A 21,160-nucleotide genomic window follows, 5' to 3' on the forward strand; every position below is an offset into this window, starting at 1 on the left:
ACAGCTCACTACAATTGCGTCTGGAAGGATTTCCCGGTATGCCTTTCCGCTCCTGCTGAAGTCCGGGAAGGACCGCCGTTCTTCGATAGCTCACTCATGAAACCACAGTGATCACAGCGCCAGCAGCTTCGGCACGAAAATGATCCCTCCCACAGTGAGCGCCGTAACCGCAGCCACCAGCACAGCGCCGGCGGACACATCTTTGATCCATTTTACTTTCGGGTGAATATCCGGCTGCACGTAGTCCATGATCTTTTCTATCGCGGTATTGAGCATCTCGGTGAGCCATACCATACCCGTAATAATGGCCAGCATGGCCCATTCCGCAAGGGAGCACCTGAGCCAGGCGGCCAGTGCGATGACCGCTATCGTGGCGGCTGCGTGCATACGGCCGTTGGATTCGCTGCGCAGGAACAAGCCAAGGCCGTTAAAAGCATGCCGTAAACCGAAGAAGCGCTTTTGAACAGGCATGTTGTCTTGTTTAGGTGAATGAAAGCGGGAGCCTACTGGTTAAATTTGATCATGGCTTCCAATGCGGCGAGGTGGCCTTTGAAGGCTTTTTCGCCGGCTTTGGTGATGGAGTAGGTGGTGTTGGTCTTTCGCCCGATAAACCCTTTATGCACCTTGATGTAGGCATTTTCCTCCAGCGTGGAAAGATGGGAGGCGAGATTGCCGTCCGTCACTTCCAGCAGTTCTTTCAGATCGTTGAAGCTCACTTCCTCGTTCACGTTCACCATCAATACGCTCATTACGCCCAGGCGGATGCGGCTTTCAAATATTTTATTCAGGTTACCGATCGGGTTCATGCCATCAGGTTTATGCTGCGGGGTTTCTTTCGTATTTCCACCACATGAGGGCGCCGTAAAAAATGTGCATCACGCCGAAGCCCAATGCCCAGAAGAACAGCCCGTTATAAAGATTAAAAAGCGCCAGTATTCCGATCAGTATTTCAGCGTAGCCAAGATACCGGATGTCTGTCACTGTATATTTACTGGCATTCACCAGCCCGAGGCCGTAAAAAACGAGGCAGGCGGGAGCAGCCAGGCCGGCGTAGCCGTTGTACAGCAATCCCAATATGAACAGTCCCCCGGCAAACAGCGGGATGGCGAGGTTGAAGGTCACTTTGCGGGCGGAGGCGTCCCAAACGGGAAGGCCCTGCGCCTGGGCTTTGCGCCAGGTGAAATAAAAGCCGGTGCCCAGGGCGGCAACCAGCACGGCGCCTGCAATAAGGAGCAACTGGAGGATCAGCAGGTTGTCTGCCGGCGTTACGCCGTAAGCGTCCACCCCGCCTGCGCGGGAGGGCTGCGCTTCCCCTTCCAGGAGCTTCCAGGCAAAAAAGGCGCCTACGAGCGCGCTGATACCCGCACCAACACCGCCAAGGCCGCTGAGGGACATAAAGCGGGTGGAGCGCTCCATAATGCGCTTGATATCATGAAGGGAATCGAGATGTTGTTGCTCGTTCATAAAAGCACTTTGTGCATCAAAGTTAGCTTTTTTCCCGGGAGAAAAAAGCTGGCATGTTATTGTATGAACAGAGTGACGGGACGCGTTATGGCATATGGAACATCAGCCGCATCCAGCGCTATCCGAAAGGATAGTATGATGAATGCGGAAAAATAGTAACCTTGTTCCCCTTATGCCCGTTATAGGGGTACTGAAGCCGGCGCACGTCTTTAGTAGGTAACTATGCCAACATTTCCCATCATCCGGACATATTCACCCGGACAAACGGTAAATTATTGTTATAAAACTGTCCCATTTAACCACAATTCGCCTCGATTAGTGCGAAAATCTCTAATTTGCTTCGTGTATGACCGGCCGGAAACGAACCATAGCTTTAATTATTTGCATCATCAGCTTCTTACCCATCAGCGCTCAATACAAGATCAGCGGTAAAGTAAAGGACGCGCACACCCAGGAACTGATCCCCTTTGCCACGCTCCAGTTTGTAGGCACCAATACTGGCATGGTCACCGACGCAGAAGGCTCTTTCCTCTTCGAACTGCCCGCTATACCCTCCGATTCGCTGTTGGTGAGAGTGATGGGATACCAACGCACCGTGCTCTTTGTAGATAAAAATCTCAAAGACCAGACGCTTAATTTTGAGATCTCCCGCGGCGACGTTTCCCTCAAACAACACGAAGTAAAAGCCAATGTCAACTTCGCCCTCATCCTCCTCCGGCACATCATCCGCCGGAAGCCGGACAATAACTACGACCGGCTCAGCAACTACCGGTACGAGATCTACAACAAGCTGGAACTCGATATCAAAAACCTCAATACCACCAAGCTCTCCAGGAACCGCTTTACCAAACCGTTCTCCTTCATACTCCAGAATATAGACAGTACCTCGGAAACCAAACCCTTCCTCCCGGTTTTCCTCACAGAAAGCATCTCCGATTATTACTTCCAGCGCAGCCCGAAAAAAACCAAAGAAATTATCAAGGCATCCCGTACTTCGGGGCTCGACAATGAAAGCGTTTCCAAGTTCCTGGGCGGCATGTACCAGAACGTGAACATATACGACAATCACATCCCCGTGTTCGACAAAAGCTTCGTAAGCCCCATCAGCAACAGCGGCGCGCTTTATTACAGCTACCGGATCACGGACACACAGTATATCAACCAGCAGCGTTTCATCAAAATGAACTTCCAGCCCCGCAGGAAAGGCGAGAACGCTTTCATCGGCGAAATGTGGGTGCAGGACTCCACCTATGCCATACAGAAAATGACCATGGCCGTACCGGGAGACGCCAATATCAATTTCGTGCGTAAGATCAGCATGGTGCAGGAATACAAGCCTTTCCCCGACAGCAGCGGCTGGTTCCTTGCAAAAGATAAATTCATCGTCGATTTCTGGACGCCCGGCCTCAAGCCCACCAAAACCATGGACTTCATCGGCCGCAAAACCACCACCTACGAAAAGGTGATGATAAACGATACTTCCGTTACCAATCTCTTCACAGAGAAACGATACCCCGAGAACATCGTATTGACGGACAGCGCGCGCTACCGCACCGAAGACTTCTGGCAAAGCAACCGCCATGAAGGCCTGAGCAAAAACGAGCAGTCTATTTACCGGATGGTGGACACCCTGCAGAAAATGCCGCTGTTCCAGAAATATTCCAATACCATCCGTTTCCTGGCAACCGGGTATAAACCGTTCGGCATGCTCGAATGGGGCCCTTACTGGTACCTCTTCTCACAGAACAGGCTGGAAGGTTTCAGGGTGCGGTTCGACCTGGGCACCACCCCTAAATTCCATAAGGATCTTTACCTCAACGGCTACCTGGCATACGGCTTCACCGACCAGCACTTCAAAGGCAAACTCTCCGCCCTCTGGCTGCTCAATCGCCACCCGCGCATGTACGTATACGGCTCGTTCATCCGCGACCTGGACAACGGCGCCAATTATTACGATGAAGTAGGAACGGACAACATCTTTTCCGTCGCCATCCGCAAGCCTGGCGTTCCGCAGAAGTTCATGCTCATAGATGAGAAACGCGCTGAATTTTTCAAAGAATATTATTCCGGTTTCTCGCATCACCTGTCTGTAGTGCATAAACAATTCATGCCCTTTGCGCCGCTGCCCACCGGCGGCTTCTTCCCCCACAATGGCAGCGGGCTGGATCCGCTCACCAATATGGAAGTGGCCGTGAAACTTCGTTACGCTTTCCGCGAAGAATTCCTGGAAGGGAATTATTACCGTTTCAGCCTCGGCAGCAGGTACCCCATCGTGGAAGTAAAATATGCCCTCGGCCTGAAAGGCGTGCTCAAAAGCAATTACAACTACCACAAAACCTCGTTTACCGTTTCCGATTATGTCAAAACACCGCCGTTCGGAACGATCTACTATAACTTCTTCGGCGGCAAGATATTCAGCAACGGCGCGCTGCCTTACACCATGCTGGAGATCCATCCCGGCAACGAAATCTACTACTACAATAAATACGCATTCAACATGATGAACCGCTACGAGTTCATCAGCGACCAATATGCCGGCTTCAACGTGGAACATACCATCGGCAGCGGCATCTTCAATTACATCCCCGGCATCAGGAAGCTGAAGTTCCGCCAGTTCTGGACCGCCAAAGGAGTGATCGGCAAGCTCAGCAACGAGAACAAGGCATTCAACCTCAACGCCGGCTACCCTTTCAAAACACTGGAAGGCAGCCCATACATTGAAGTGGGCACCGGCGTGGAGAACATCCTCAAATTCCTCAGGGTCGATTTTGTGTGGCGGGTAGCGCCGAAACCCCTCCCCGGTGAGCCCTACGAAAAAAGGTTCGGGATCTTCGGCAGCTTCAGGTTACAATTCTAAACAATGGATAAAAGGCCGCTCAACGGCGATGCTCCAGCAATTGCTGGTGTATCTCCAGCTGCATCTGCATCACCTGTTGGATAGCTTTGTTGCTGCTCTGCAGCAGCTGCTCCAGCCTGCCGAACAACTCCCGGTAGTTCTTCAGCAATTCGTATAACAGTAATTTGTCTTTCCGGAAATACTCCACCAGCCCCGCCAGTTCCTGCGAAGCCGGGCGGTACAAGGGGGAATGCGGCGACTCCATTCCCTCGAATATCTCCGAATAATGCACCCCCAGCACCTGCGCGATCTCCATCCACCGTCCCAGCGTGATCCGCTTCACATCGCCGCGCTCAATATTACCATAAGCCGTTGCACCGATACCCAGCCTCGCTGCAACATACTCCTGCGTATAATCCCTCGATTCCCTTAACCTCCGTATCCTCGGGCCAACGTTCGTCTCCTTCATGTATAGTGGGTAAGGCTAACAACCATCCATGCAAATAAAATTAGCAGATTGAGAAACTGCCTCCAAAAAAACCTGGTCGAAACTGAGATAGTCTCTGAATCACTAAAGGAAATCTCCAGGTTTCCGGGATAAACAAAAAAAATACGCTCAATCTGAGCGTATCCGTTTCAAAAAAAATGCGCCTGTTACCAGGCGCATCAATGTCTTTGAACAAACAGTCCTTATTTCAGGAACCGCTTCCCTACCCACAAAAATACAAGCGCTCCCGCCACAGCACCGAGCCCGTCCGCCAGCAGGTCGTACATATCAAAGCTCCGGTTCGCCACCAGGTATTTCTGGATGAACTCGATCGCCAGGCCATACAACGTTACCACCGCCACCAGCGAAAACAACGCCAGCCCGCTGATCGCTCCCTTCTGCTTGTAATACCCGTACGCCAGCAACAACACCGTGCCGCCGAACAATACGAAATGCACGATCTTGTCCACATGCAGCTTGTCGAACATAGACATGCTTGGAATAGCCGAGCCCGGGAGCGTGCATAAAAAAAGAATGAGAATGATCCATCCCATTGCTGGCAGATAATAACGGATCATTCTCATGCTTACCTTGTTATTCGGGTTTGATTCATTCATTGTTATTCTCCTACTAACGCCTTGTAGTCGTCTGCACTCAGCAGCCCGTCCACATCAGCGGGGTTATTCACCTGTATTTCCACCATCCAGCCTTCGCCGTACGGATCGGAGTTTACCAGCTCAGGACTACCGTCCAGCGCGGGATTCACTTGCAAAACGGTGGCCGCTACCGGCAGAAACAGGTCAGACACGGTTTTAACCGCCTCTACTGTACCAAAAATCTCTTCCGCATTCAGGGATTTGCCCACCGTGGAGATATCAACAAATACGATATCGCCCAGCTCACGCTGCGCAAATTCGGTGATACCCACCTTTGCGGTGTTCCCTTCTAACAATACCCATTCGTGGTCTTTTGTGTAACGCAGTTGCGACGGAAAATTCATGTCAAGTTTGATTTTGAGCGGTAAAAATAAAGATTGCGCCGGGAATAATAAAAACTTCTTCCCCCGGGATATGTTAAAATTCAATGATTAAAATAACAGGAACTTCTTTTTCAGCCTGATCTTCATCCGTACATCCTGCAAGGGGCGGTTGTTCCCGTCTGTTTTCACGCCCGCAATGCTGTCCACCACATACAGCCCTTTCACCACTTCGCCGAAAACCGTGTAATTCTGGTCCAGGTGCGGGCTTCCGCCAACGGTTTTATACACTTCCCGCTGGTCTACAGGCAGCTTCCGCCCGCCCAGCCGCGTCTGTTCCAGCGTATCCAGCTGCCCGTCTGTGAACCGCTTTCCCTGCACGATATAGAACTGGCAGCCGTCGCTGGCTTTAGTGGGGTTATTGTCCCGCGCGGCCGCCAGCACGCCTTTTTTATGGTACAGGTCCAGCCGGAACTCCGCCGGAACCGTATACCCAACACCGCCGTTACCCAGCGGGGCCCCTGCTGACGCGCGTTTGGAGTCCGGGTCGCCGCCCTGTATCATAAAATTCCGGATCACCCGGTGAAACAGCAGGCTGTCATAAAAATGGCGTTTTACGAGCTTAACGAAATTATCGCGGTGAAGCGGCGTCTGGTCGTACAGCCTGATCACCATCGTGCCGTATTCCGTGATCACTTTCACTTTGCGGTTGCGCTGCGCGCTGGCCGGAAGGGAAACAAGGATCAACAGCGCTGCCAGGATCGTTTTTTGCATGTGGTATTGGGTTGGGTTTCGGCTTTGGGTTCAGCCCCGGGCCTGGGTTGCGTCGCACTCTTCAGCCCCGGGCGCTCTATGTGGCCTATTCTTCGAAATAAGCGATAATATGTTCCTTCAGGAACCGCTCCTGCTCTTCCATGCCCATTTTCGGAACGGGCTGTACCTCCTTGAAATGCGGCCACCCGTCCTTGTCACGCCCTTCGGGCTCAAAATACCCGCTCTGGCTGAGCAACGAACATACGGCGATATGCATCAGGTCCTGCTTTTGTTCCTTTGTAAACTTCGTTTTGGGACTGTTCAGCTCCTGGATGCCGATCAGCAGCAACGTCGCTTCCATATTCGGCGTTTTCCCGAAACGCTCGGTGAGCATATCCTCCACTTTTTTCCATCTTTTATCGAAATCGTCCTGGTCCATCTGTTGGTTTTTAAGATTTTCGGTTCGTGGCATACGTATTGCAGCCTCAAACGGACAACAAATGTACGGTTTACACAAAAAATTGATGTAAATATCAAACCGCTTTCTTAAATTGGAATTTTTTGTAAACCATATCTGCTTACCCGGGAAGCCGTTCAACAACGTCTTTTAACACCAATTTAACGGCCCCAACCCGCCATGGCAGAAGGTTCTAACAAGTAAAACGCTATTTTAGCAAACCTGAAATGTAAAACATGGAAAATACGTCTTACGACATCCGTCAACTGAACGAAAAGATTCACCAGGCCAGCTCTTTTGTGGATATCCTGAACATGGAGATCAACAAAGTGATCGTTGGCCAGAAGTACATGGTGGAACGCCTCATGATAGGCCTGCTGGCACAGGGCCACGTGCTGCTGGAAGGTGTTCCCGGCCTTGCTAAAACACTGTCCATCAAATCACTGTCATCCGCCATCAACGCCCGTTTTTCCCGCATCCAGTTCACGCCCGACCTTTTGCCGGCTGACGTTGTAGGCACCATGATCTATAACCAGCAGCGCAACGAGTTCATGGTACGCAAAGGCCCGATCTTCGCCAACTTTATCCTGGCGGACGAGATCAACCGCGCTCCCGCCAAAGTGCAGAGCGCCCTGCTGGAAGCCATGCAGGAAAAACAGGTAACCATCGGCGACACAACCTTTAAGCTGGAAGAACCCTTCCTCGTACTGGCCACCCAGAACCCGATCGAGCAGGAAGGTACCTATACGCTGCCTGAAGCCCAGGTGGACCGTTTCATGCTGAAAGTCGTGATCGGTTACCCCACCAAGGAAGAAGAACGCCACATCATCCGCCAGAACCTGCAGCCCGAGGGGCAAACGAAGATCAATCCCGTGGTGAACCCGCAGGACATCCTCGATGCGCGCAAGCTGGTGCGCCAGGTGTATATGGACGAAAAGATCGAGCAATATATCATCGACGTGGTGTTCGCCACCCGCAACCCGGAAGATTACAAGCTCGCCAAGCTCAAGCCGCTCATTGCCTACGGCGGTTCTCCACGTGCTTCCATCAACCTCGCCCTCGCTTCCAAAGCCTACGCTTTCATAAAACGCAGGGGATACGTGATACCGGAAGACGTACGCAGCGTTTGTTTCGACGTGATGCGCCACCGCGTGGGCCTCACCTACGAAGCGGAAGCCGAGAACGTGACCAGCGAGAACATCCTGAGCGAAATACTGAATGCCGTGGAAGTGCCATGAGCCGTGAATTAAAACCTGCAACAACATGGAGACTTCAGAAATACTCAAGAAGGTCCGCCAGCTGGAAATAAAGACCAAAGGGCTCACCAATCACATCTTCGCGGGCGAATACCACAGCGCCTTCAAAGGCCGCGGCATGTCGTTCAGCGAAGTACGCGATTACCAGTTCGGCGACGATGTGCGCTCCATCGACTGGAACGTGACCGCCCGCTTCAACCACCCCTTCGTGAAAGTGTTTGAAGAAGAACGCGAGCTCACCGTGATGCTGCTGGTAGACGTGAGCGAAAGCGAAACGTTCGGCACCGCCACCCATACCAAACGCAGCCTCGTTACCGAGCTTTGTGCCGTGCTGGCTTTCTCCGCCATCAAAAACAACGACAAGGTAGGCGTCATCTTTTTCAGCGACGGCATGGAAAAATACATCCCGCCCAAAAAAGGTAAATCGCATATCCTTTTCATCATCCGCGAATTACTATCCTTTACGCCTAAACGTAAAGGCACCAATATTTCCGAAACCCTGCGCTTCTTCAACAATGCCGCGAAGAAACGCAGCATCGTGTTCCTGCTCAGCGACTTCTTCTCCGGCAATTACCAGGACGCGCTCAATATCGCCGCCAAAAAGCACGACGTAGTAGGCGTTCAGGTATACGACCCGCGGGATAAGGAACTGCCCGCAGTAGGGCTCATGCGCATGACAGACGGGGAAACCGGCGCTTCGCAGTGGATAGATACCAGCGACAAAAAAGTACGCCAGTATTACACCCAGCAGTTCCAGCAGCACGCGCAGTACTGCAAAAGCGCCTTCGTGAAAAGCGGGGCAGACCTGATCAGCATCAGGACCGATGAAGATTACGTGAAAGCATTGCAAACATTTTTCCTGAACAGGGTTTAAGACTTACATGAAAGGAATCAAGCACATATTCGTTTATACCCTGCTGGCCGCCCTCTTTACCACAGGCCGCGCACATGCGCAGGATCAGCAGGGCACGCGACAGTATGACGACTATTTTAAAGTAACGGCAGTGCCGGACACTACCTCCATCCGCATCGGCGAACCTGTGAAGATCGGCATTACCGCCCGCGTGGTGATCCGTTCGCTCAAAGGCGCCAACATCAAGGTAGTGTTCCCCAACCTCCCGGATTCCGTGAACCACATCGAAGTGGTGGAGCGCTCGCCGCTGGATACCACCGGCTCCACGCCCGACGAAAAATTCTGGAAACAGACGCTTACCGTTACCAGCTTCGATTCTGGCCGGTGGGAACTGCCGCCCATGAAATTCGAGGTGTTCTCCGTGTCCGACGGGTCGTACGATTCCGTGTTCACCGATCCCATTTTCATTGACGTGAACACCGTGGCCGTGGACACTACCAAGGCATTCAAGCCCATCAAACCCCTGCGTAGCGTAGCCTGGAACATCCTGGACTACTGGCCTTACCTGCTGCCTTTGCTGCTGGTGGTCGCGCTGGTGGTGCTGTATTTCGCATACTGGCGCAAACGCAGGCCCAAAGCGGCTCCCGCCCCGGCCAAACCGTTAAAGACGCCGTACGAAACAGCCATGGAACAGTTGCAGCGGCTGGAAAAGGAAAAGCCCTGGAACAACGACGTTAAATTATATTATACGCAGCTCACCGATGTGCTGCGCCATTATTTCGAGCAGCAGTTCCATATCGCGGCACTGGAGCAAACCAGCGCCGAGCTGTTGCAGAACATCAAGCCCGTGACCGTGCTGAACCAGCAGCGGGATAAGCTGCAGCACATCCTCACGCTGGCAGACCTGGCGAAGTTCGCCAAGATGCAGCCTGCCCCGCATGAGCATGAGGACTGCCTGCAAAAAGCCATTGCAGTGGTAGAGTGGACCAAACGCTCCGCGACCGCTCAAACCGAACAAAGCCTTACCGGCACAAACCAGTAGAACGAACGCATGAACGCTGAACTTTGGAAAAATATTGAATTCGCTTACCCGGCCTTTTTCTGGCTGCTGCTGCTTATTCCCGTAATGATCTGGTGGTTCTTCAGCACCGGCCGCAAGTTCCAGGGATCGGTTCAGGTGAGTTCCCTCCAGGGGCTGAAAGGCTTGCCCGTATCCTGGAAGATCCGCTTCAGGCCGCTGCTGCTGGCCCTGCGGCTCATTGCATTCGCCGCGCTGGTAACCGCTCTCGCCCGCCCGCAAACTTCCAATACCTCCGAAAATATCGACAGCGAAGGGATAGACATCGTACTGAGCATCGACATTTCAGGCAGCATGCTCGCCGAAGACCTGCGGCCCAACCGTATGGAAGCCGCCAAAAAAACGGCCATGGATTTCGTGGACAGCCGCATCAGCGACCGCATCGGTCTCGTGATCTTCTCCGGAGAAAGTTTCACGCAATGCCCCATCACCATGGACCATGGCGTGCTCAAGCAACAGCTCATGCAGATCCGCAGCGGTATGCTGCAGGATGGTACCGCCATCGGCATGGGGCTTGCCACCGCCGTAGACCGCCTGCGCAGCAGCAAAGCCAAAAGCAAGGTGATCGTGCTGCTGACGGACGGCGTGAACAACACCGGCCTGGTGGACCCGCTCACCGCGCTGGAGATCGCCAAAGCCTATAAAGTGAAAGTATACACAGTAGGCGTAGGCACCATCGGCAAAGCTCCCTCTCCCACCCCCATGCCGGACGGCAGCATACAGATGCAGATGGTGGATGTGCAGATAGACGAGCCGCTGATGAAAAAAATAGCCACCGAAACCGGCGGCCGCTACTTCCGCGCAACAGACAACACGTCCCTGCAAAACATCTACCACGAGATCGATAAGCTGGAACGCACCAAAGTGGAGATCACCTCTTACAAACGTTATAAAGAACATTTCTTCCCGCTGGCGATGATAGCGCTGGCCTGCATGCTGCTCGAAACAGTGCTGCGGTACACGCTCTTCAGGCGCCTGCCGTAAGGCCGCCTGCGCGATTTGCCTTATATTTACACCGTGCAAGCAACGATCTACAAGTCCACCGGCAGTTGGTACTCCGCTAAAACGATCACAGGCGATTTTTTACAGGCCCGCATCAAAGGCCTGTTCAAGATCGACGAGGATATTACTTCCACCAATCCCATCGCGGTGGGAGATGAAGTGAGCATTGAGCTCGAAGAAGGAGAGAACGCCCCCGCCATCATCACGGATATCGCCAAAAGGAAAAACTACATCGTGCGAAGCTCCCCGCAGGGCAAACACAAAAAACACATCGTTGCCTCCAACCTCGACCAGGCTATGCTGGTATGCACCGTCAAGGAACCCCGCACCTCACAGGGTTTCATCGACCGCTTCCTGGTTACGGCCGCTGCTTATCATATCCCGGTTATTCTTGTGTTCAATAAAAAAGATGTGTACAAAGCGAAGGAGATGGAAAAGTTTGAACATTGGAAAGCCGTGTACGAGGAGATCGGTTATACCGTGCTGCTCACCGCCGCCAGTGCGGGCGAGGGCATCGAAGAACTGAGAAATTTACTGAAAGATAAGACCACCCTGATCTCCGGCCATTCCGGCGTGGGAAAGTCCACCATCATCAACCAGCTGCTGCCGCTTTTGCAGCTGAAAACGAAGAACGTGAGCGGCTGGAGCGGCAAAGGCCTGCACACCACCACCTTCGCGGAAATGTTCGACCTGCCCGGTGGCGGACGGTTGATAGACACGCCGGGCGTGCGTGAGTTCGGTATCGTGGATATTCCCAAAACAGAGCTGTCCCACTATTTCCTGGAAATGCAGCCCTACCTTCCCGGCTGCCAGTTCAACAACTGCATTCATATGGATGAGCCCGGCTGTGCGGTGAAGGAGGCGGTAGAAGAAGGAGAGATCGATATGGACCGGTACGTGAGCTATGCCACCATACTGGCTACGATTGAAGAAACGACTTATTGATTATCACTTAATGCCGCCTCCGGAACAATCCTTTTTTGGGCGGTTTGCTCATTTCATCCATCACCCGTTCCGCACCCAGGTTCTTCACCGGCGTAGGGCAGCCCGTTTTCTGCGCCCGGCAGCCAAAGGCCATGATCCCGCAGGCCAGCATCATCCATAAACATAACTTACGCATAGCCAGGCAGTTTAGAAGAGTTTCATCTGTTTGCCGGCCTTGCTGTTCTGCTTCTGGTTACCGGAATTGTAGAAAGTGCTGCCTGGGCAACCTTGTTTCTGGGAGGCGCAACCAGCCGCTAAAAAGGCCAGCCAGAGCCATAACCACCATTTTCTTTTCATAGGTAAGGGCATTATATCTCATGCAATATAATGTTTTTTTATAACGCGTGTTACACCTGGTCACGGAACCAGTCCGCGTACATGATATAATTATTCGCGATCCGGTCTATCTCCCCATGGATCAGCTCCTGGCTGATGGTTTTCACCTTTTTGGCGGGCACGCCGGCATAAATGCAGCCCGCTTCCACCTGGGTGCCTTCCAGCACCACGGCGCCGGCTGCAATAATGGTGTTGCTGCCGATGTGCGCATTGTCCATCACGATAGCGCCCATGCCTATCAGCACATTATCTTCCACCGTACAGCCATGCACGATGGCATTGTGGCCCACGGAAACGTTATTCCCGATCACGGTCTTCGTTTTCTGGTACGTGGCGTGGATCACCGCGCCGTCCTGTATATTTACTTTATCTCCCATCCGGATGCTGTTCACATCCCCGCGCACAACGGCGTTGAACCATACGCTGCAATTCTTTCCCATTACAACGTCTCCCACGATAGTCGCATTCGGCGCGATAAAACAATTGGGCCCCATCTGCGGGTGCACTCCTTTAACTGGTAATATTACTGGCATGTTACAAATATAGAACTTCACTAACTTCGCCCCTAATGAATAACAGGCAGCTTTTTTTACAACATGTGGCGCAAACCTCCGACGCTCCCATGGCGCTGGAGATCGTGAAAGCCCGGGGCATGTACATGTGGGATGCGGACGGGAAACAATACCTCGACCTGATCGCCGGTATCAGCGTTTGTAATATCGGCCATTGCCACCCGGCGGTGGTAAAGGCTATCAGCGCGCAGGCGGAAACATACATGCACCTGCTGGTGTACGGGGAATTTGTGCAAAGCCCGCAGGTGGCCTACGCCAAATATCTTACGGATCATCTTCCGGCCGAGCTCAACAGCGTGTATTTCACCAATTCAGGAAGCGAGGCTACGGAAGGCGCTATGAAGCTGGCCAAACGTCATACCGGCAGAACGGAGATCATTGCCTTCAAAAACAGCTACCACGGCTCCACACAGGGCTCGCTGAGCATCATCGGCGACGAATACTGGCGCAATGCCTACCGCCCGCTGCTGCCGGACGTTCAGCATCTGCAGCATAATTCCATGGACATGCTCGGCAGCATCACGGAGCGCACTGCCTGCGTGATTGCGGAAACGGTCCAGGCGGAAGGCGGCGTGCTCGCCCCGCAAAAAGAATGGCTGCAGGCCCTCCGCCGCAGGTGCACCGAAACCGGTACTCTGCTGGTGCTGGATGAGATCCAGTGCGGCTTTGGCCGCAACGGCACGCTCTGGGCGTTTGAACAATATGATGTGATACCGGATATACTCCTGCTGGGAAAGGCCCTTGGCGGCGGAATGCCTTTAGGGGCGTTTATTGCCGGCCGCGAAATAATGTGGAGCCTGACGAACCAGCCCGTGCTGGGGCACATCACGACCTTCGGCGGTCACCCCGTGGCCTGTGCGGCCGGCCTCGCGGGAATGAAGGTGCTGGTAGAAGAGAACATGATGGCGGGCATTCCCGGGAAAGAGAAGCTGTTCCTGGAACTGCTGCAACATCCCAAAATTAAAGCGGTACGCTCCCGCGGGCTGATGCTGGCCGTGGAGCTGGAAAACTTCCCTGCCGTACAGAAAGTGATCGCGCATTGTATTGCCAATGGGGTGATCACGGACTGGTTCCTGTTTGCAGCCAACTGCATCCGCATTGTACCGCCGCTGATCATCAGCGACGAAGAGATCCGGAAGGCCTGCGGCGTGCTGCTGGCGGGACTGGATGCCTTATGAAGGAGAATTTAAAAATATTATTGAACGGCCTTAAGAAGCTCCGATTCCTTTTTTTCAACTGTAAGAAATGGGGGTATCGTTTGAAGATAATATAGTTTATGACCAAACTCCGTGGGGTGGTGATGGTAATCCCCCATCAGATCGCGGTATAACTTCTCTTTCGGCAAGGTTTCAAACTGCTGATAGATATCTGAAAAGTAGATCTTGTTCCTGGCCGCGATCTCGCGGAGCTTGTTGTTAAAATAGATTGTTGAAGACTCTACTTCCAGTTCCCAATAGGGGTTTTGCTGGAAAAAGCCAATGAGGATGCAGTCAATACCCGCCGCTGACAATCGTTTAATCCCTGCTTCTATTGCCGTTAAATTTCCGTCCATATTGGCCCCTTTGAGGTGCTCATTCATTCCAAACTCAACAATTACAACATCCGGCTTTTTTGCCACGAGGTAATCCAGTTTGGAAGTAAATAAACCGGTGGTGGCACCTCCTTCAGAATAATTTGTGACAGTAGGTTTGCAGCCGTATATATAGTTTATCGCTTTTGCCAGCAAACGAACATATATGGCTTGATCGCTGCTGTGAAAATATCGGGGCAAAGTATGTGCGCCAGCCGTTATAGATGTTCCAATGCAATCAATACTGATGTCGCTGCCAGAGGTAAGTTTCCCTTTTAACGATGTGGAAAGGAATGCTCCTTGTGGAGAAATTATTGAATCTTTGGAAGTGGTATAGTCCACCATCACCTGCCAGATTAAAGAAAGTTGCGGATTTCGGTTTGGATCTGGCTGCCAGGTGAATTTACCGTTCCCGTTCAGGACCATTTTATGCGTTGAAAAGTCCGGAATGGTTGAAAGTGCCCCTCTTTTAAGCCCTCCGTTTGATGTAACAAAATAGTCCGTTCCGGCTTTATATTCGGTTTGTTTCCCGGTTGCGTCAATTTTATACACCCGCTTGATCACTGCATCGTTTTTAAGGAGATAAGAAGGATTTTCGCTGGATAGGGCAATTGTCTCTCCCTGAACTTCGTAACGGGGAGTGGATGCGGCAGGTTTGTCCTTCCGGCAAGCAGAAAAAAGACAAACAAGAGCAAACAAAAAGGGAGCAACTCGGTATGCCAGGGATTTGTGATGAAGGTTTAGGGGCATCGGTAATAAGTATCAGTTAGGGGCAAATTTAGGGATTTTGTGTATTTGCACAGCCCTTTTTGTCCCTGCCTCACCTATAAACAAAGAATCCTCCCGGGAAACCGGGAGGATCGTTTCAAACTGCTTATGAGAAAATTCAACTAAAAGACTTATTGCTGGCCAGCTTCTTTCTTCGCTTCGGATTTCATTTTGTCGTTGGCGAAGATGGAGAATTCCACGCGGCGGTTTTGGGCACGGTTGGCCTCGCTGTCGTTCGGGAATTTAGGCTGGTTTTCGCCATACCAGAATGTTTGCACACGGTTGGCGGCTACGCCCTGCCCAACCAGGTAATTGGCTACCGATTTGGCGCGGCGTTCAGACAGTGAGTAGTTGTAGGAGTCCGCACCGGTATCGTCGGTATGGCCTTCCACGCGTACGTGCGTGTCAGGATATTTGTTCAGTACATCCGCCAGTTCGCGGATATTGCTTTGTGCGGTGGCGGTGAGGTCAGACTTGTCGAAGCCGAACAGCACGCCGGAGTTGAAGGTTACGTTGATGCCTTCACCCACGCGTTCAACGGTGGCATTGGGCACTTCGCTCTTGATCTCCTGTGCCTGTTTGTCCATTTTCTTACCGATGAGCACACCGGCGGTACCACCTACTGCCGCGCCGATGATGGCGCCGAGGGCTGTATTACCGGCTGCTTTCCCTATCACCGCACCGGCTGCGGCCCCGCCGCCGGTTCCTATTACCGCTCCTTTTTTCGTATTGTCCATGCCTTGCCAGGTGCTGCAGCCGCTGACAAGAAGTATCCCTGCTAAACCTATCGCCGCTAATGCATTCATTCGTTTCATCATAGTAAGTTTTATTTTGAGTATTAAAGCTTAAACAAATAGTCTGCCAAGAAAAAATCATCAGTAGTAAAGTTCCTGATAATCATATGCTTAAGGCAAAAGAAAACAGGCACACGGGTGCATTTGCCGCCTGCCTGTTCTCTTTGGCTTACTTACCGAAAAGGTTGCCCAATAAGCCGCCTAATCCGCCGCTGCCCTGTTGTTGTTTGGCGCCGCTGCTGATCATGCCTACAAGGTCCTGCATGTCCACATCTCCGTCTGCGTCCTTATCCAGGCCAAATTTGCCCAGCAGGCCGCCAAGGTTCACGCCGTTGGTGCTGCCGCCGGTAAGGGAACCGAAAATGCTGTCCAGCGAAAAACCGTTGTCAGACGGGTCGTTGGTCTTTTTAACCAGCGAGCCCAGCACGGCAGGGATGAGCGAAGCGGCAATGGAAGCGGCTGTGCCGCTGTTGAGGTTGAACTTCTGGGTGAGGTTGCTGATAAGATTACCGGAAATGTTGTTCACCACGGGGTTCTGGGAATCTACCTGGCCGTTGCTGTTGAACAGGCCCATAACTTCTTTTACATTTCCATTGGCAAGGGCATCCTGCAAACCGGAAGCGATAGAGTGAGTGGCTTCGCCGATAACTGCTTCATTCTGCTCATTGGGAATGGCAGGATTGGCCACCACTGTTTCCTGGGCGTTTTCACGCACCAATTGAACTAATTGATCTAACATTTTGTATGGGTTTAGGATGGATAAGAAAAACCGAGGTCACCGAACATTATGCATATCTCGATCTGGTAAACGGATCCGGGCCATTGTAGCATAATAACATCCCCGGCGAACAAATTGTTGCGGAAATTGTATAAGCGCTCAGTTAAATTTACATCCCGTCACCGGTCTTCATTTTCTCCGCATTTTCCGCGAACTGGAGTGCCTGCACCATGTCTTCTATTTCCCCGTTCATAAACGCGTCCATATTGTACACGGTCATGCCGATGCGGTGGTCCGTAATACGCCCCTGGGGATAATTATAAGTGCGGATCTTGGCGGAACGGTCCCCGGTGCTCACGAGGCTTTTCCTTTTCGAAGCGATCGCGTCCTCATGCTTGCGGACGGCGGCTTCGTATATGCGGGTGCGTAACATGCGCATGGCGATATCCCTGTTGGAGTGCTGGCTGCGGCCTTCCTGGCATTCCACCACCACGCCCGTCGGGATGTGGGTGAGCCTTACGGCAGACTCCGTTTTGTTTACGTGCTGGCCGCCCGCGCCGGAGGAACGGAACGTGTCCATTTTAATATCCGCTTCGCGAACGTCCACATCCACATCTTCCGCTTCCGGCAGCACGGCCACCGTGGCGGCCGAAGTATGCACGCGGCCGGATGCTTCCGTGGCCGGCACACGCTGCACGCGGTGCACGCCGGACTCAAACTTGAGTGTGCCATACACATCGTCGCCCGTCACTTCCACCACTACTTCCTTGTAACCGCCTACCGAGCCGGCGTTTTCGTTCATGATAGCCGTTTTCCAGCCTTTGTTCTCGCAATACCGCAGGTACATCCTCAGCAGGTCGCCGGCAAACAGCGCCGCTTCGTCGCCCCCCGTGCCACCCCTGATCTCCAGGATGGCATTCTTCTCATCCTGTGGGTCTTTCGGGATCAGCAGGTTGCGGATGTCCGCCTCCATCTGTTCCTTCTGTTCGTTCAGGCTTTCCGTTTCGTCCTTGGCCAGCTCGCGCATCTCTTCATCGCCGCTTTCCAGCACTTCTTTGTTGAAGGCAATGGAATCCAGCAGGTTGCGGTAAGCGTCGTACGCTTTCACGATCCTCTCCAGCTGGCGGTATTCCTTACTCAGCTTGCTGAACTGTTTATTATCCTTTACCACTTCAGGGTTGGTAAGCGCCAGGGATACCTGTTCGTACCGGCCTTTAATGGCATCTAATTTATCGATCATAATAAAATTTCTGTTTCCCTAAAGCGTTTACAGGCCACGGCGGATTATAATCATTCAGGGAAATTGCCGTATTTCGTAATTGCTTCGGGTTGCAAAATTACGTTTTTGCCCATTAATAAAAAGGGGGAAGCGGCCCGATCATTTTTAAATGTTAATTCGGAAAGCATGATCAAGCTAACAGCAGGGGATATATTCGACGGGCAGAAGTTCCTGGGGGCAGACCGCTGCCTCATTCTTGACGACGACGGCGCCATATCGGCAGTGGTGCCGCGCAGCTGGGCGGGAGACGGGATCATTGAAGTGGAAGGATGGCTCAGCCCCGGTTTTGTGAACACCCATTGCCATCTCGAATTAAGCCATATGCAGGGACTCATCCCCGAAGGCACCGGCCTGCCGGTTTTCCTGCAAACTGTCATGGAGCAGCGCGAAACGCCCGCGCCGGAGGTGATGCAGGACGCCATGGCCCGGGCCGCGGCCGCCATGAAAGCGGAAGGCGTTGTAGCCGTGGGCGACATCTGCAATACCGCAGCCAGCCTCGCGCTCAAAACGCAGCCCGGTATTTACTGGCACAGCTTCGTGGAATGTATGGGCTTTATTGACGCGGCCGCCCCGCGCAGGCTGGAACATTCGCTCGCCGTGCTCGCCCGCTTTAAGGAAAAGGGCCTGCCCTGCTCCATTGTGCCGCATGCGCCCTATTCCGTTTCCGCTACCTTATTCAGGCTGCTGGCCGGTATGGAAAACAATACGCCCGTTTCCATCCACAACCAGGAGTCTGCCTCCGAAGATTCCCTGTACCGTTCCAAAACAGGCGCTTTCCTGGATTTCTACCGGCATTTTAATATGGATATCTCGGGTTTCGGGATGACGGGCAAAAGCAGCCTCCGGAGCTATCTTCCTTATTTCGCCGCTACGCCGCGCATGCTGCTGGTGCATAACACCTACACCGAACCGGAAGACGTGCGCTACGCGGCTTCCCGCGAGCAGGAAATTTTCTGGTGCCTCTGCCCCAACGCCAACCTGTACATAGAAAGCCGCCTCCCCGATGTGAAAACACTCATGAACGAAGGCGCCCGCATCACATTGGGTACGGACAGCCTGGCGTCTAACAGGCAGCTGTCCATGTGGGAAGAGATCAGCGCCATCCACCGGCATTTCCCTGAAATACCGATGGCCGCCATTATGCAATGGGCAACCCTGAACGGGGCGCAGGCGCTGGGCATTTCAGCCACTTACGGCAGCTTCGAAAAAGGGAAAAAACCGGGGCTTGTGCAAATACACAATGGTAACGCGAAAGCATACACGATTTAATTATCTATACATTTGCCTCCTATGAACGATTTTTTAAACCAGCAATTCCTGGATAATTCCGTGAGGAACTATTTGATAGTGGCCGGTATTATCCTGTTCGTGTACTTCATCCGCCGCTACATTTCGAAAGGCCTTGCCGGGGGCATGTTCAGGCTCATCAGGCACTGGAGCCCCAGCATCGCGCAGCAGGAATTTGTGCAGCTGCTTTTTAAGCCGCTGGAATATTTCCTGCTCATGACCGCCTTTATCATGGCGAGCAACCACCTCGTATTCCCTTCCGAGCTGAACATCATCGTATACAACCGCACCGGCGACCCATACACCCTGCAAATGCTGCTGGGCACGCTGATCAAGATCGTGTTCAGCATAACCATCATCCTGATCCTTCTCCGCCTGATAGATTTCGTCTCGCTGATACTCGAAAAAAAAGCGGACCTCACGGAAGACAAAACAGACAACCAGTTCATCATTTTCTTCCGCGACTTTTTCAAAGCCATCATGTTCATCATCGGCGCCATGATCCTCATCAACATCCTGTTCGGGAAAGACGTGGTGGACAAGCTGGTAGCCGGCCTTGGCATAGGCGCGGCAGCCCTTGCCCTTGCCGCGAAAGAAAGCATCGAGAACCTCATCGGTTCGTTCATTATTTTCTCCGACAAACCTTTCCGCGTGGGGGATTTTGTGAAGGTGGATGCGTTCCAGGGTACGGTGGAAAAGATCGGCCTGCGCAGTACGCGCCTGCGCACGCTGGAAAAAACCTTCGTGACGGTGCCCAATAAAAAGATGGTGGACAGTGTGCTGGACAACCTCTCCCTGCGCACGCAACAACGCGTGGCGCTGAAGCTGGAGCTGGCGGGCGATACCCCTTCGGAAAAAGTGGCGGCCGTGGTAAAAGGCATTCAGGATTACCTGCAAAACCACGCAGATGTGGAACCGGGCTATTCCGTGAACCTGTTCGATTTCACCAAAGATTCCTACACCATACAGGTGATCTACATGACCAATATCCTGGAAGGCAACGCCTACCTGGAACTGCGGGAAAATGTGAACCTCGCCGCCATCAGCATCCTCGGAAAAAACGGGGTGCGGCTGGCTATAAGGCAGGACCCGGCGATGTGATCTCCTGTAAACGAAGAAGGCCGCCCAACAAGGCGGCCTTCTTCGTTATACGCAGTTTCACCTGCTACTCTTTTTTATCCATCTTCATGATGATCTGCGCCAGGTCCTGCTCCACAGATTCTTTGGAATTTCCGGAAATACGGCCTTCTTCTTTCCCATCGCGCATTACGAGGATGGTGGGCACGCGTTTTATTTTATACCCGTCCGCCACCTGGTTGCCGGTATTACCGGAATTGTCGGCGCCATACATGTGAATGCTTTCTTCGGGCACGCTGGCCAGGATCATTACTTTGTAAAAACGGCCCAGCAGGTTCTGGCTGGCTTCGTCGGTGGTGTTCACCAGCGCCACCAGCTGGATCTTGTCTTTATTGGATTTGATATAGTTCACCATTGTCGCGTTGGCGTCGTACCGGTTCACGCCGTTGTGGAACCAGGCAAACGCGGAATCGGCCAGCAGTTCTTTCATTTTGAATTCTCCTTTCAGCTGTTTGCCCTGAGCCGCGTGGTTGTGATTGCTCTGAGCCATGGTCACTGAGCTGAGCAACAGCCCGCATCCCAATAATACTTTGTGTAATCGCATAGTTTCGTG

25 protein-coding genes are annotated in these 21,160 nt (G+C 52.7%); 9 read left to right on the forward strand and 16 right to left on the reverse strand.

Annotation, left to right across the window (positions count from 1 at the left end; genetic code table 11):
• Window positions 1-111 precede the first annotated feature (111 nt).
• Genes ACTJIK_RS01165 through ACTJIK_RS01175 form a run of 3 tightly spaced genes read right to left on the reverse strand, consistent with a single transcriptional unit; the run spans window position 112 to window position 1,464 of the window.
• On the reverse strand, window positions 112-471 hold the full coding sequence (locus tag ACTJIK_RS01165) for a diacylglycerol kinase family protein (RefSeq protein WP_440644420.1): 360 nt from the start codon (window positions 469-471) through the stop codon (window positions 112-114).
• A gap of 32 nt (window positions 472-503) precedes the next feature.
• Window positions 504-806: a winged helix-turn-helix domain-containing protein gene (locus tag ACTJIK_RS01170; protein WP_209145599.1), complete on the reverse strand. Its 303-nt coding sequence runs from the start codon at window positions 804-806 to the stop codon at window positions 504-506.
• A gap of 10 nt (window positions 807-816) precedes the next feature.
• Window positions 817-1,464: a hypothetical protein gene (locus ACTJIK_RS01175; protein WP_440644422.1), complete on the reverse strand. Its 648-nt coding sequence runs from the start codon at window positions 1,462-1,464 to the stop codon at window positions 817-819.
• 346 nt (window positions 1,465-1,810) lie between these two features.
• Here ACTJIK_RS01175 and ACTJIK_RS01180 point away from each other — a divergent pair, with 346 nt between their 5' ends.
• Entirely contained in the window at window positions 1,811-4,321 is a 2,511-nt protein-coding gene (locus ACTJIK_RS01180; protein WP_440644423.1) for a DUF5686 family protein, read from the forward strand.
• 19 nt (window positions 4,322-4,340) lie between these two features.
• On the opposite strand, the gene ACTJIK_RS01185 is transcribed toward ACTJIK_RS01180, so the two are convergent.
• From ACTJIK_RS01185 to ACTJIK_RS01205, 5 genes are all read right to left on the reverse strand, one after another.
• Window positions 4,341-4,769 carry a helix-turn-helix domain-containing protein gene (locus ACTJIK_RS01185; RefSeq protein ID WP_440644424.1) on the reverse strand — a complete coding sequence of 143 codons (429 nt, stop codon included), beginning with the start codon at window positions 4,767-4,769 and terminating at the stop codon, window positions 4,341-4,343.
• 221 nt (window positions 4,770-4,990) lie between these two features.
• On the reverse strand, window positions 4,991-5,341 hold the full coding sequence (locus ACTJIK_RS01190) for a VanZ family protein (RefSeq protein WP_440644425.1): 351 nt from the start codon (window positions 5,339-5,341) through the stop codon (window positions 4,991-4,993).
• Between the two features lie 65 nt (window positions 5,342-5,406).
• Window positions 5,407-5,787 carry a glycine cleavage system protein GcvH gene (gene gcvH / locus ACTJIK_RS01195; protein WP_440644426.1) on the reverse strand — a complete coding sequence of 127 codons (381 nt, stop codon included), beginning with the start codon at window positions 5,785-5,787 and terminating at the stop codon, window positions 5,407-5,409.
• An 87-nt stretch (window positions 5,788-5,874) separates the two neighbouring features.
• Complete coding sequence (locus tag ACTJIK_RS01200) at window positions 5,875-6,537, reverse strand: peptidylprolyl isomerase (RefSeq protein WP_440644427.1); 663 nt, start codon at window positions 6,535-6,537, stop codon at window positions 5,875-5,877.
• Between the two features lie 85 nt (window positions 6,538-6,622).
• Window positions 6,623-6,955, reverse strand: a complete 333-nt coding sequence (locus ACTJIK_RS01205; RefSeq protein WP_440644429.1) for a hypothetical protein — start codon at window positions 6,953-6,955, stop codon at window positions 6,623-6,625.
• Between the two features lie 254 nt (window positions 6,956-7,209).
• Here ACTJIK_RS01205 and ACTJIK_RS01210 point away from each other — a divergent pair, with 254 nt between their 5' ends.
• Genes ACTJIK_RS01210 through rsgA form a run of 5 tightly spaced genes read left to right on the forward strand, consistent with a single transcriptional unit; the run spans window position 7,210 to window position 12,107 of the window.
• Window positions 7,210-8,211 (forward strand): AAA family ATPase, encoded by a 1,002-nt coding sequence (locus ACTJIK_RS01210; RefSeq protein ID WP_440644430.1) that lies wholly within the window; start codon window positions 7,210-7,212, stop codon window positions 8,209-8,211.
• A gap of 25 nt (window positions 8,212-8,236) precedes the next feature.
• The gene (locus ACTJIK_RS01215) at window positions 8,237-9,103 is read left to right on the forward strand and encodes a DUF58 domain-containing protein (protein ID WP_440644431.1); all 867 of its coding nucleotides are present in this window, start codon (window positions 8,237-8,239) and stop codon (window positions 9,101-9,103) included.
• Window positions 9,104-9,110: 7 nt separating this feature from the next.
• Window positions 9,111-10,124, forward strand: a complete 1,014-nt coding sequence (locus ACTJIK_RS01220) for a hypothetical protein (protein WP_440644432.1) — start codon at window positions 9,111-9,113, stop codon at window positions 10,122-10,124.
• 9 nt (window positions 10,125-10,133) lie between these two features.
• Complete coding sequence (locus ACTJIK_RS01225; RefSeq protein WP_440644433.1) at window positions 10,134-11,144, forward strand: vWA domain-containing protein; 1,011 nt, start codon at window positions 10,134-10,136, stop codon at window positions 11,142-11,144.
• A gap of 33 nt (window positions 11,145-11,177) precedes the next feature.
• Window positions 11,178-12,107: a ribosome small subunit-dependent GTPase A gene (gene rsgA, locus ACTJIK_RS01230; protein ID WP_440644434.1), complete on the forward strand. Its 930-nt coding sequence runs from the start codon at window positions 11,178-11,180 to the stop codon at window positions 12,105-12,107.
• Between the two features lie 7 nt (window positions 12,108-12,114).
• On the opposite strand, the gene ACTJIK_RS01235 is transcribed toward rsgA, so the two are convergent.
• From ACTJIK_RS01235 to ACTJIK_RS01245, 3 genes are read right to left on the reverse strand one after another with little or no spacing between them, the layout of a single operon-like run.
• Window positions 12,115-12,282, reverse strand: a complete 168-nt coding sequence (locus ACTJIK_RS01235) for a hypothetical protein (protein WP_440644435.1) — start codon at window positions 12,280-12,282, stop codon at window positions 12,115-12,117.
• 11 nt (window positions 12,283-12,293) lie between these two features.
• The gene (locus tag ACTJIK_RS01240; RefSeq protein WP_440644436.1) at window positions 12,294-12,443 is read right to left on the reverse strand and encodes a hypothetical protein; all 150 of its coding nucleotides are present in this window, start codon (window positions 12,441-12,443) and stop codon (window positions 12,294-12,296) included.
• 50 nt (window positions 12,444-12,493) lie between these two features.
• Window positions 12,494-13,015, reverse strand: coding sequence for a gamma carbonic anhydrase family protein (locus ACTJIK_RS01245; RefSeq protein ID WP_440644437.1), 522 nt, complete (start codon window positions 13,013-13,015; stop codon window positions 12,494-12,496).
• 35 nt (window positions 13,016-13,050) lie between these two features.
• Between ACTJIK_RS01245 and ACTJIK_RS01250 the strand changes: the two genes are divergently transcribed.
• Window positions 13,051-14,232 carry an aspartate aminotransferase family protein gene (locus ACTJIK_RS01250; RefSeq protein ID WP_440644438.1) on the forward strand — a complete coding sequence of 394 codons (1,182 nt, stop codon included), beginning with the start codon at window positions 13,051-13,053 and terminating at the stop codon, window positions 14,230-14,232.
• A 17-nt stretch (window positions 14,233-14,249) separates the two neighbouring features.
• On the opposite strand, the gene ACTJIK_RS01255 is transcribed toward ACTJIK_RS01250, so the two are convergent.
• The 4 genes from ACTJIK_RS01255 to prfA form a co-directional block, all read right to left on the reverse strand.
• Entirely contained in the window at window positions 14,250-15,374 is a 1,125-nt protein-coding gene (locus tag ACTJIK_RS01255; RefSeq protein WP_440644439.1) for an SGNH/GDSL hydrolase family protein, read from the reverse strand.
• A gap of 149 nt (window positions 15,375-15,523) precedes the next feature.
• A complete protein-coding gene (locus ACTJIK_RS01260) occupies window positions 15,524-16,210 on the reverse strand; it encodes an OmpA family protein (RefSeq protein WP_440644440.1) in 687 nt (228 codons plus the stop codon).
• A gap of 145 nt (window positions 16,211-16,355) precedes the next feature.
• Window positions 16,356-16,925 (reverse strand): hypothetical protein, encoded by a 570-nt coding sequence (locus tag ACTJIK_RS01265; RefSeq protein WP_440644441.1) that lies wholly within the window; start codon window positions 16,923-16,925, stop codon window positions 16,356-16,358.
• Between the two features lie 148 nt (window positions 16,926-17,073).
• Window positions 17,074-18,144 (reverse strand): peptide chain release factor 1, encoded by a 1,071-nt coding sequence (prfA, locus tag ACTJIK_RS01270; RefSeq protein ID WP_440644442.1) that lies wholly within the window; start codon window positions 18,142-18,144, stop codon window positions 17,074-17,076.
• 165 nt (window positions 18,145-18,309) lie between these two features.
• Here prfA and ACTJIK_RS01275 point away from each other — a divergent pair, with 165 nt between their 5' ends.
• Both ACTJIK_RS01275 and ACTJIK_RS01280 read left to right on the forward strand, forming a co-directional pair.
• Complete coding sequence (locus ACTJIK_RS01275) at window positions 18,310-19,452, forward strand: amidohydrolase family protein (protein WP_440644443.1); 1,143 nt, start codon at window positions 18,310-18,312, stop codon at window positions 19,450-19,452.
• Between the two features lie 21 nt (window positions 19,453-19,473).
• On the forward strand, window positions 19,474-20,571 hold the full coding sequence (locus ACTJIK_RS01280; protein WP_440644444.1) for a mechanosensitive ion channel family protein: 1,098 nt from the start codon (window positions 19,474-19,476) through the stop codon (window positions 20,569-20,571).
• A gap of 64 nt (window positions 20,572-20,635) precedes the next feature.
• Here the strand turns inward: ACTJIK_RS01280 and ACTJIK_RS01285 are convergent, their stop codons facing one another.
• Window positions 20,636-21,151 carry a hypothetical protein gene (locus ACTJIK_RS01285; protein ID WP_440644445.1) on the reverse strand — a complete coding sequence of 172 codons (516 nt, stop codon included), beginning with the start codon at window positions 21,149-21,151 and terminating at the stop codon, window positions 20,636-20,638.
• Window positions 21,152-21,160: the final 9 nt, after the last annotated feature.

It is taken from the genome of Chitinophaga sp. 22620, assembly GCF_052044405.1.
Taxonomy (GTDB): domain Bacteria; phylum Bacteroidota; class Bacteroidia; order Chitinophagales; family Chitinophagaceae; genus Chitinophaga.

What these genes read in the sequence shown, in the direction of transcription:
- ACTJIK_RS01165 (WP_440644420.1), bottom strand. Translation starts at nt 471, where the DNA reads ATGCCTGTTCAAAAGCGCTTCTTCGGTTTACGGCATGCTTTTAACGGC.
- ACTJIK_RS01170 (WP_209145599.1), bottom strand. Translation starts at nt 806, where the DNA reads ATGAACCCGATCGGTAACCTGAATAAAATATTTGAAAGCCGCATCCGC.
- ACTJIK_RS01175 (WP_440644422.1), bottom strand. Translation starts at nt 1,464, where the DNA reads ATGAACGAGCAACAACATCTCGATTCCCTTCATGATATCAAGCGCATT.
- ACTJIK_RS01180 (WP_440644423.1), top strand. Translation starts at nt 1,811, where the DNA reads ATGACCGGCCGGAAACGAACCATAGCTTTAATTATTTGCATCATCAGC.
- ACTJIK_RS01185 (WP_440644424.1), bottom strand. Translation starts at nt 4,769, where the DNA reads ATGAAGGAGACGAACGTTGGCCCGAGGATACGGAGGTTAAGGGAATCG.
- ACTJIK_RS01190 (WP_440644425.1), bottom strand. Translation starts at nt 5,341, where the DNA reads ATGGGATGGATCATTCTCATTCTTTTTTTATGCACGCTCCCGGGCTCG.
- gcvH (WP_440644426.1), bottom strand. Translation starts at nt 5,787, where the DNA reads ATGAATTTTCCGTCGCAACTGCGTTACACAAAAGACCACGAATGGGTA.
- ACTJIK_RS01200 (WP_440644427.1), bottom strand. Translation starts at nt 6,537, where the DNA reads ATGCAAAAAACGATCCTGGCAGCGCTGTTGATCCTTGTTTCCCTTCCG.
- ACTJIK_RS01205 (WP_440644429.1), bottom strand. Translation starts at nt 6,955, where the DNA reads ATGGACCAGGACGATTTCGATAAAAGATGGAAAAAAGTGGAGGATATG.
- ACTJIK_RS01210 (WP_440644430.1), top strand. Translation starts at nt 7,210, where the DNA reads ATGGAAAATACGTCTTACGACATCCGTCAACTGAACGAAAAGATTCAC.
- ACTJIK_RS01215 (WP_440644431.1), top strand. Translation starts at nt 8,237, where the DNA reads ATGGAGACTTCAGAAATACTCAAGAAGGTCCGCCAGCTGGAAATAAAG.
- ACTJIK_RS01220 (WP_440644432.1), top strand. Translation starts at nt 9,111, where the DNA reads ATGAAAGGAATCAAGCACATATTCGTTTATACCCTGCTGGCCGCCCTC.
- ACTJIK_RS01225 (WP_440644433.1), top strand. Translation starts at nt 10,134, where the DNA reads ATGAACGCTGAACTTTGGAAAAATATTGAATTCGCTTACCCGGCCTTT.
- ACTJIK_RS01235 (WP_440644435.1), bottom strand. Translation starts at nt 12,282, where the DNA reads ATGCGTAAGTTATGTTTATGGATGATGCTGGCCTGCGGGATCATGGCC.
- ACTJIK_RS01240 (WP_440644436.1), bottom strand. Translation starts at nt 12,443, where the DNA reads ATGAAAAGAAAATGGTGGTTATGGCTCTGGCTGGCCTTTTTAGCGGCT.
- ACTJIK_RS01245 (WP_440644437.1), bottom strand. Translation starts at nt 13,015, where the DNA reads ATGCCAGTAATATTACCAGTTAAAGGAGTGCACCCGCAGATGGGGCCC.
- ACTJIK_RS01250 (WP_440644438.1), top strand. Translation starts at nt 13,051, where the DNA reads ATGAATAACAGGCAGCTTTTTTTACAACATGTGGCGCAAACCTCCGAC.
- ACTJIK_RS01255 (WP_440644439.1), bottom strand. Translation starts at nt 15,374, where the DNA reads ATGCCCCTAAACCTTCATCACAAATCCCTGGCATACCGAGTTGCTCCC.
- ACTJIK_RS01260 (WP_440644440.1), bottom strand. Translation starts at nt 16,210, where the DNA reads ATGATGAAACGAATGAATGCATTAGCGGCGATAGGTTTAGCAGGGATA.
- ACTJIK_RS01265 (WP_440644441.1), bottom strand. Translation starts at nt 16,925, where the DNA reads ATGTTAGATCAATTAGTTCAATTGGTGCGTGAAAACGCCCAGGAAACA.
- prfA (WP_440644442.1), bottom strand. Translation starts at nt 18,144, where the DNA reads ATGATCGATAAATTAGATGCCATTAAAGGCCGGTACGAACAGGTATCC.
- ACTJIK_RS01275 (WP_440644443.1), top strand. Translation starts at nt 18,310, where the DNA reads ATGATCAAGCTAACAGCAGGGGATATATTCGACGGGCAGAAGTTCCTG.
- ACTJIK_RS01280 (WP_440644444.1), top strand. Translation starts at nt 19,474, where the DNA reads ATGAACGATTTTTTAAACCAGCAATTCCTGGATAATTCCGTGAGGAAC.
- ACTJIK_RS01285 (WP_440644445.1), bottom strand. Translation starts at nt 21,151, where the DNA reads ATGCGATTACACAAAGTATTATTGGGATGCGGGCTGTTGCTCAGCTCA.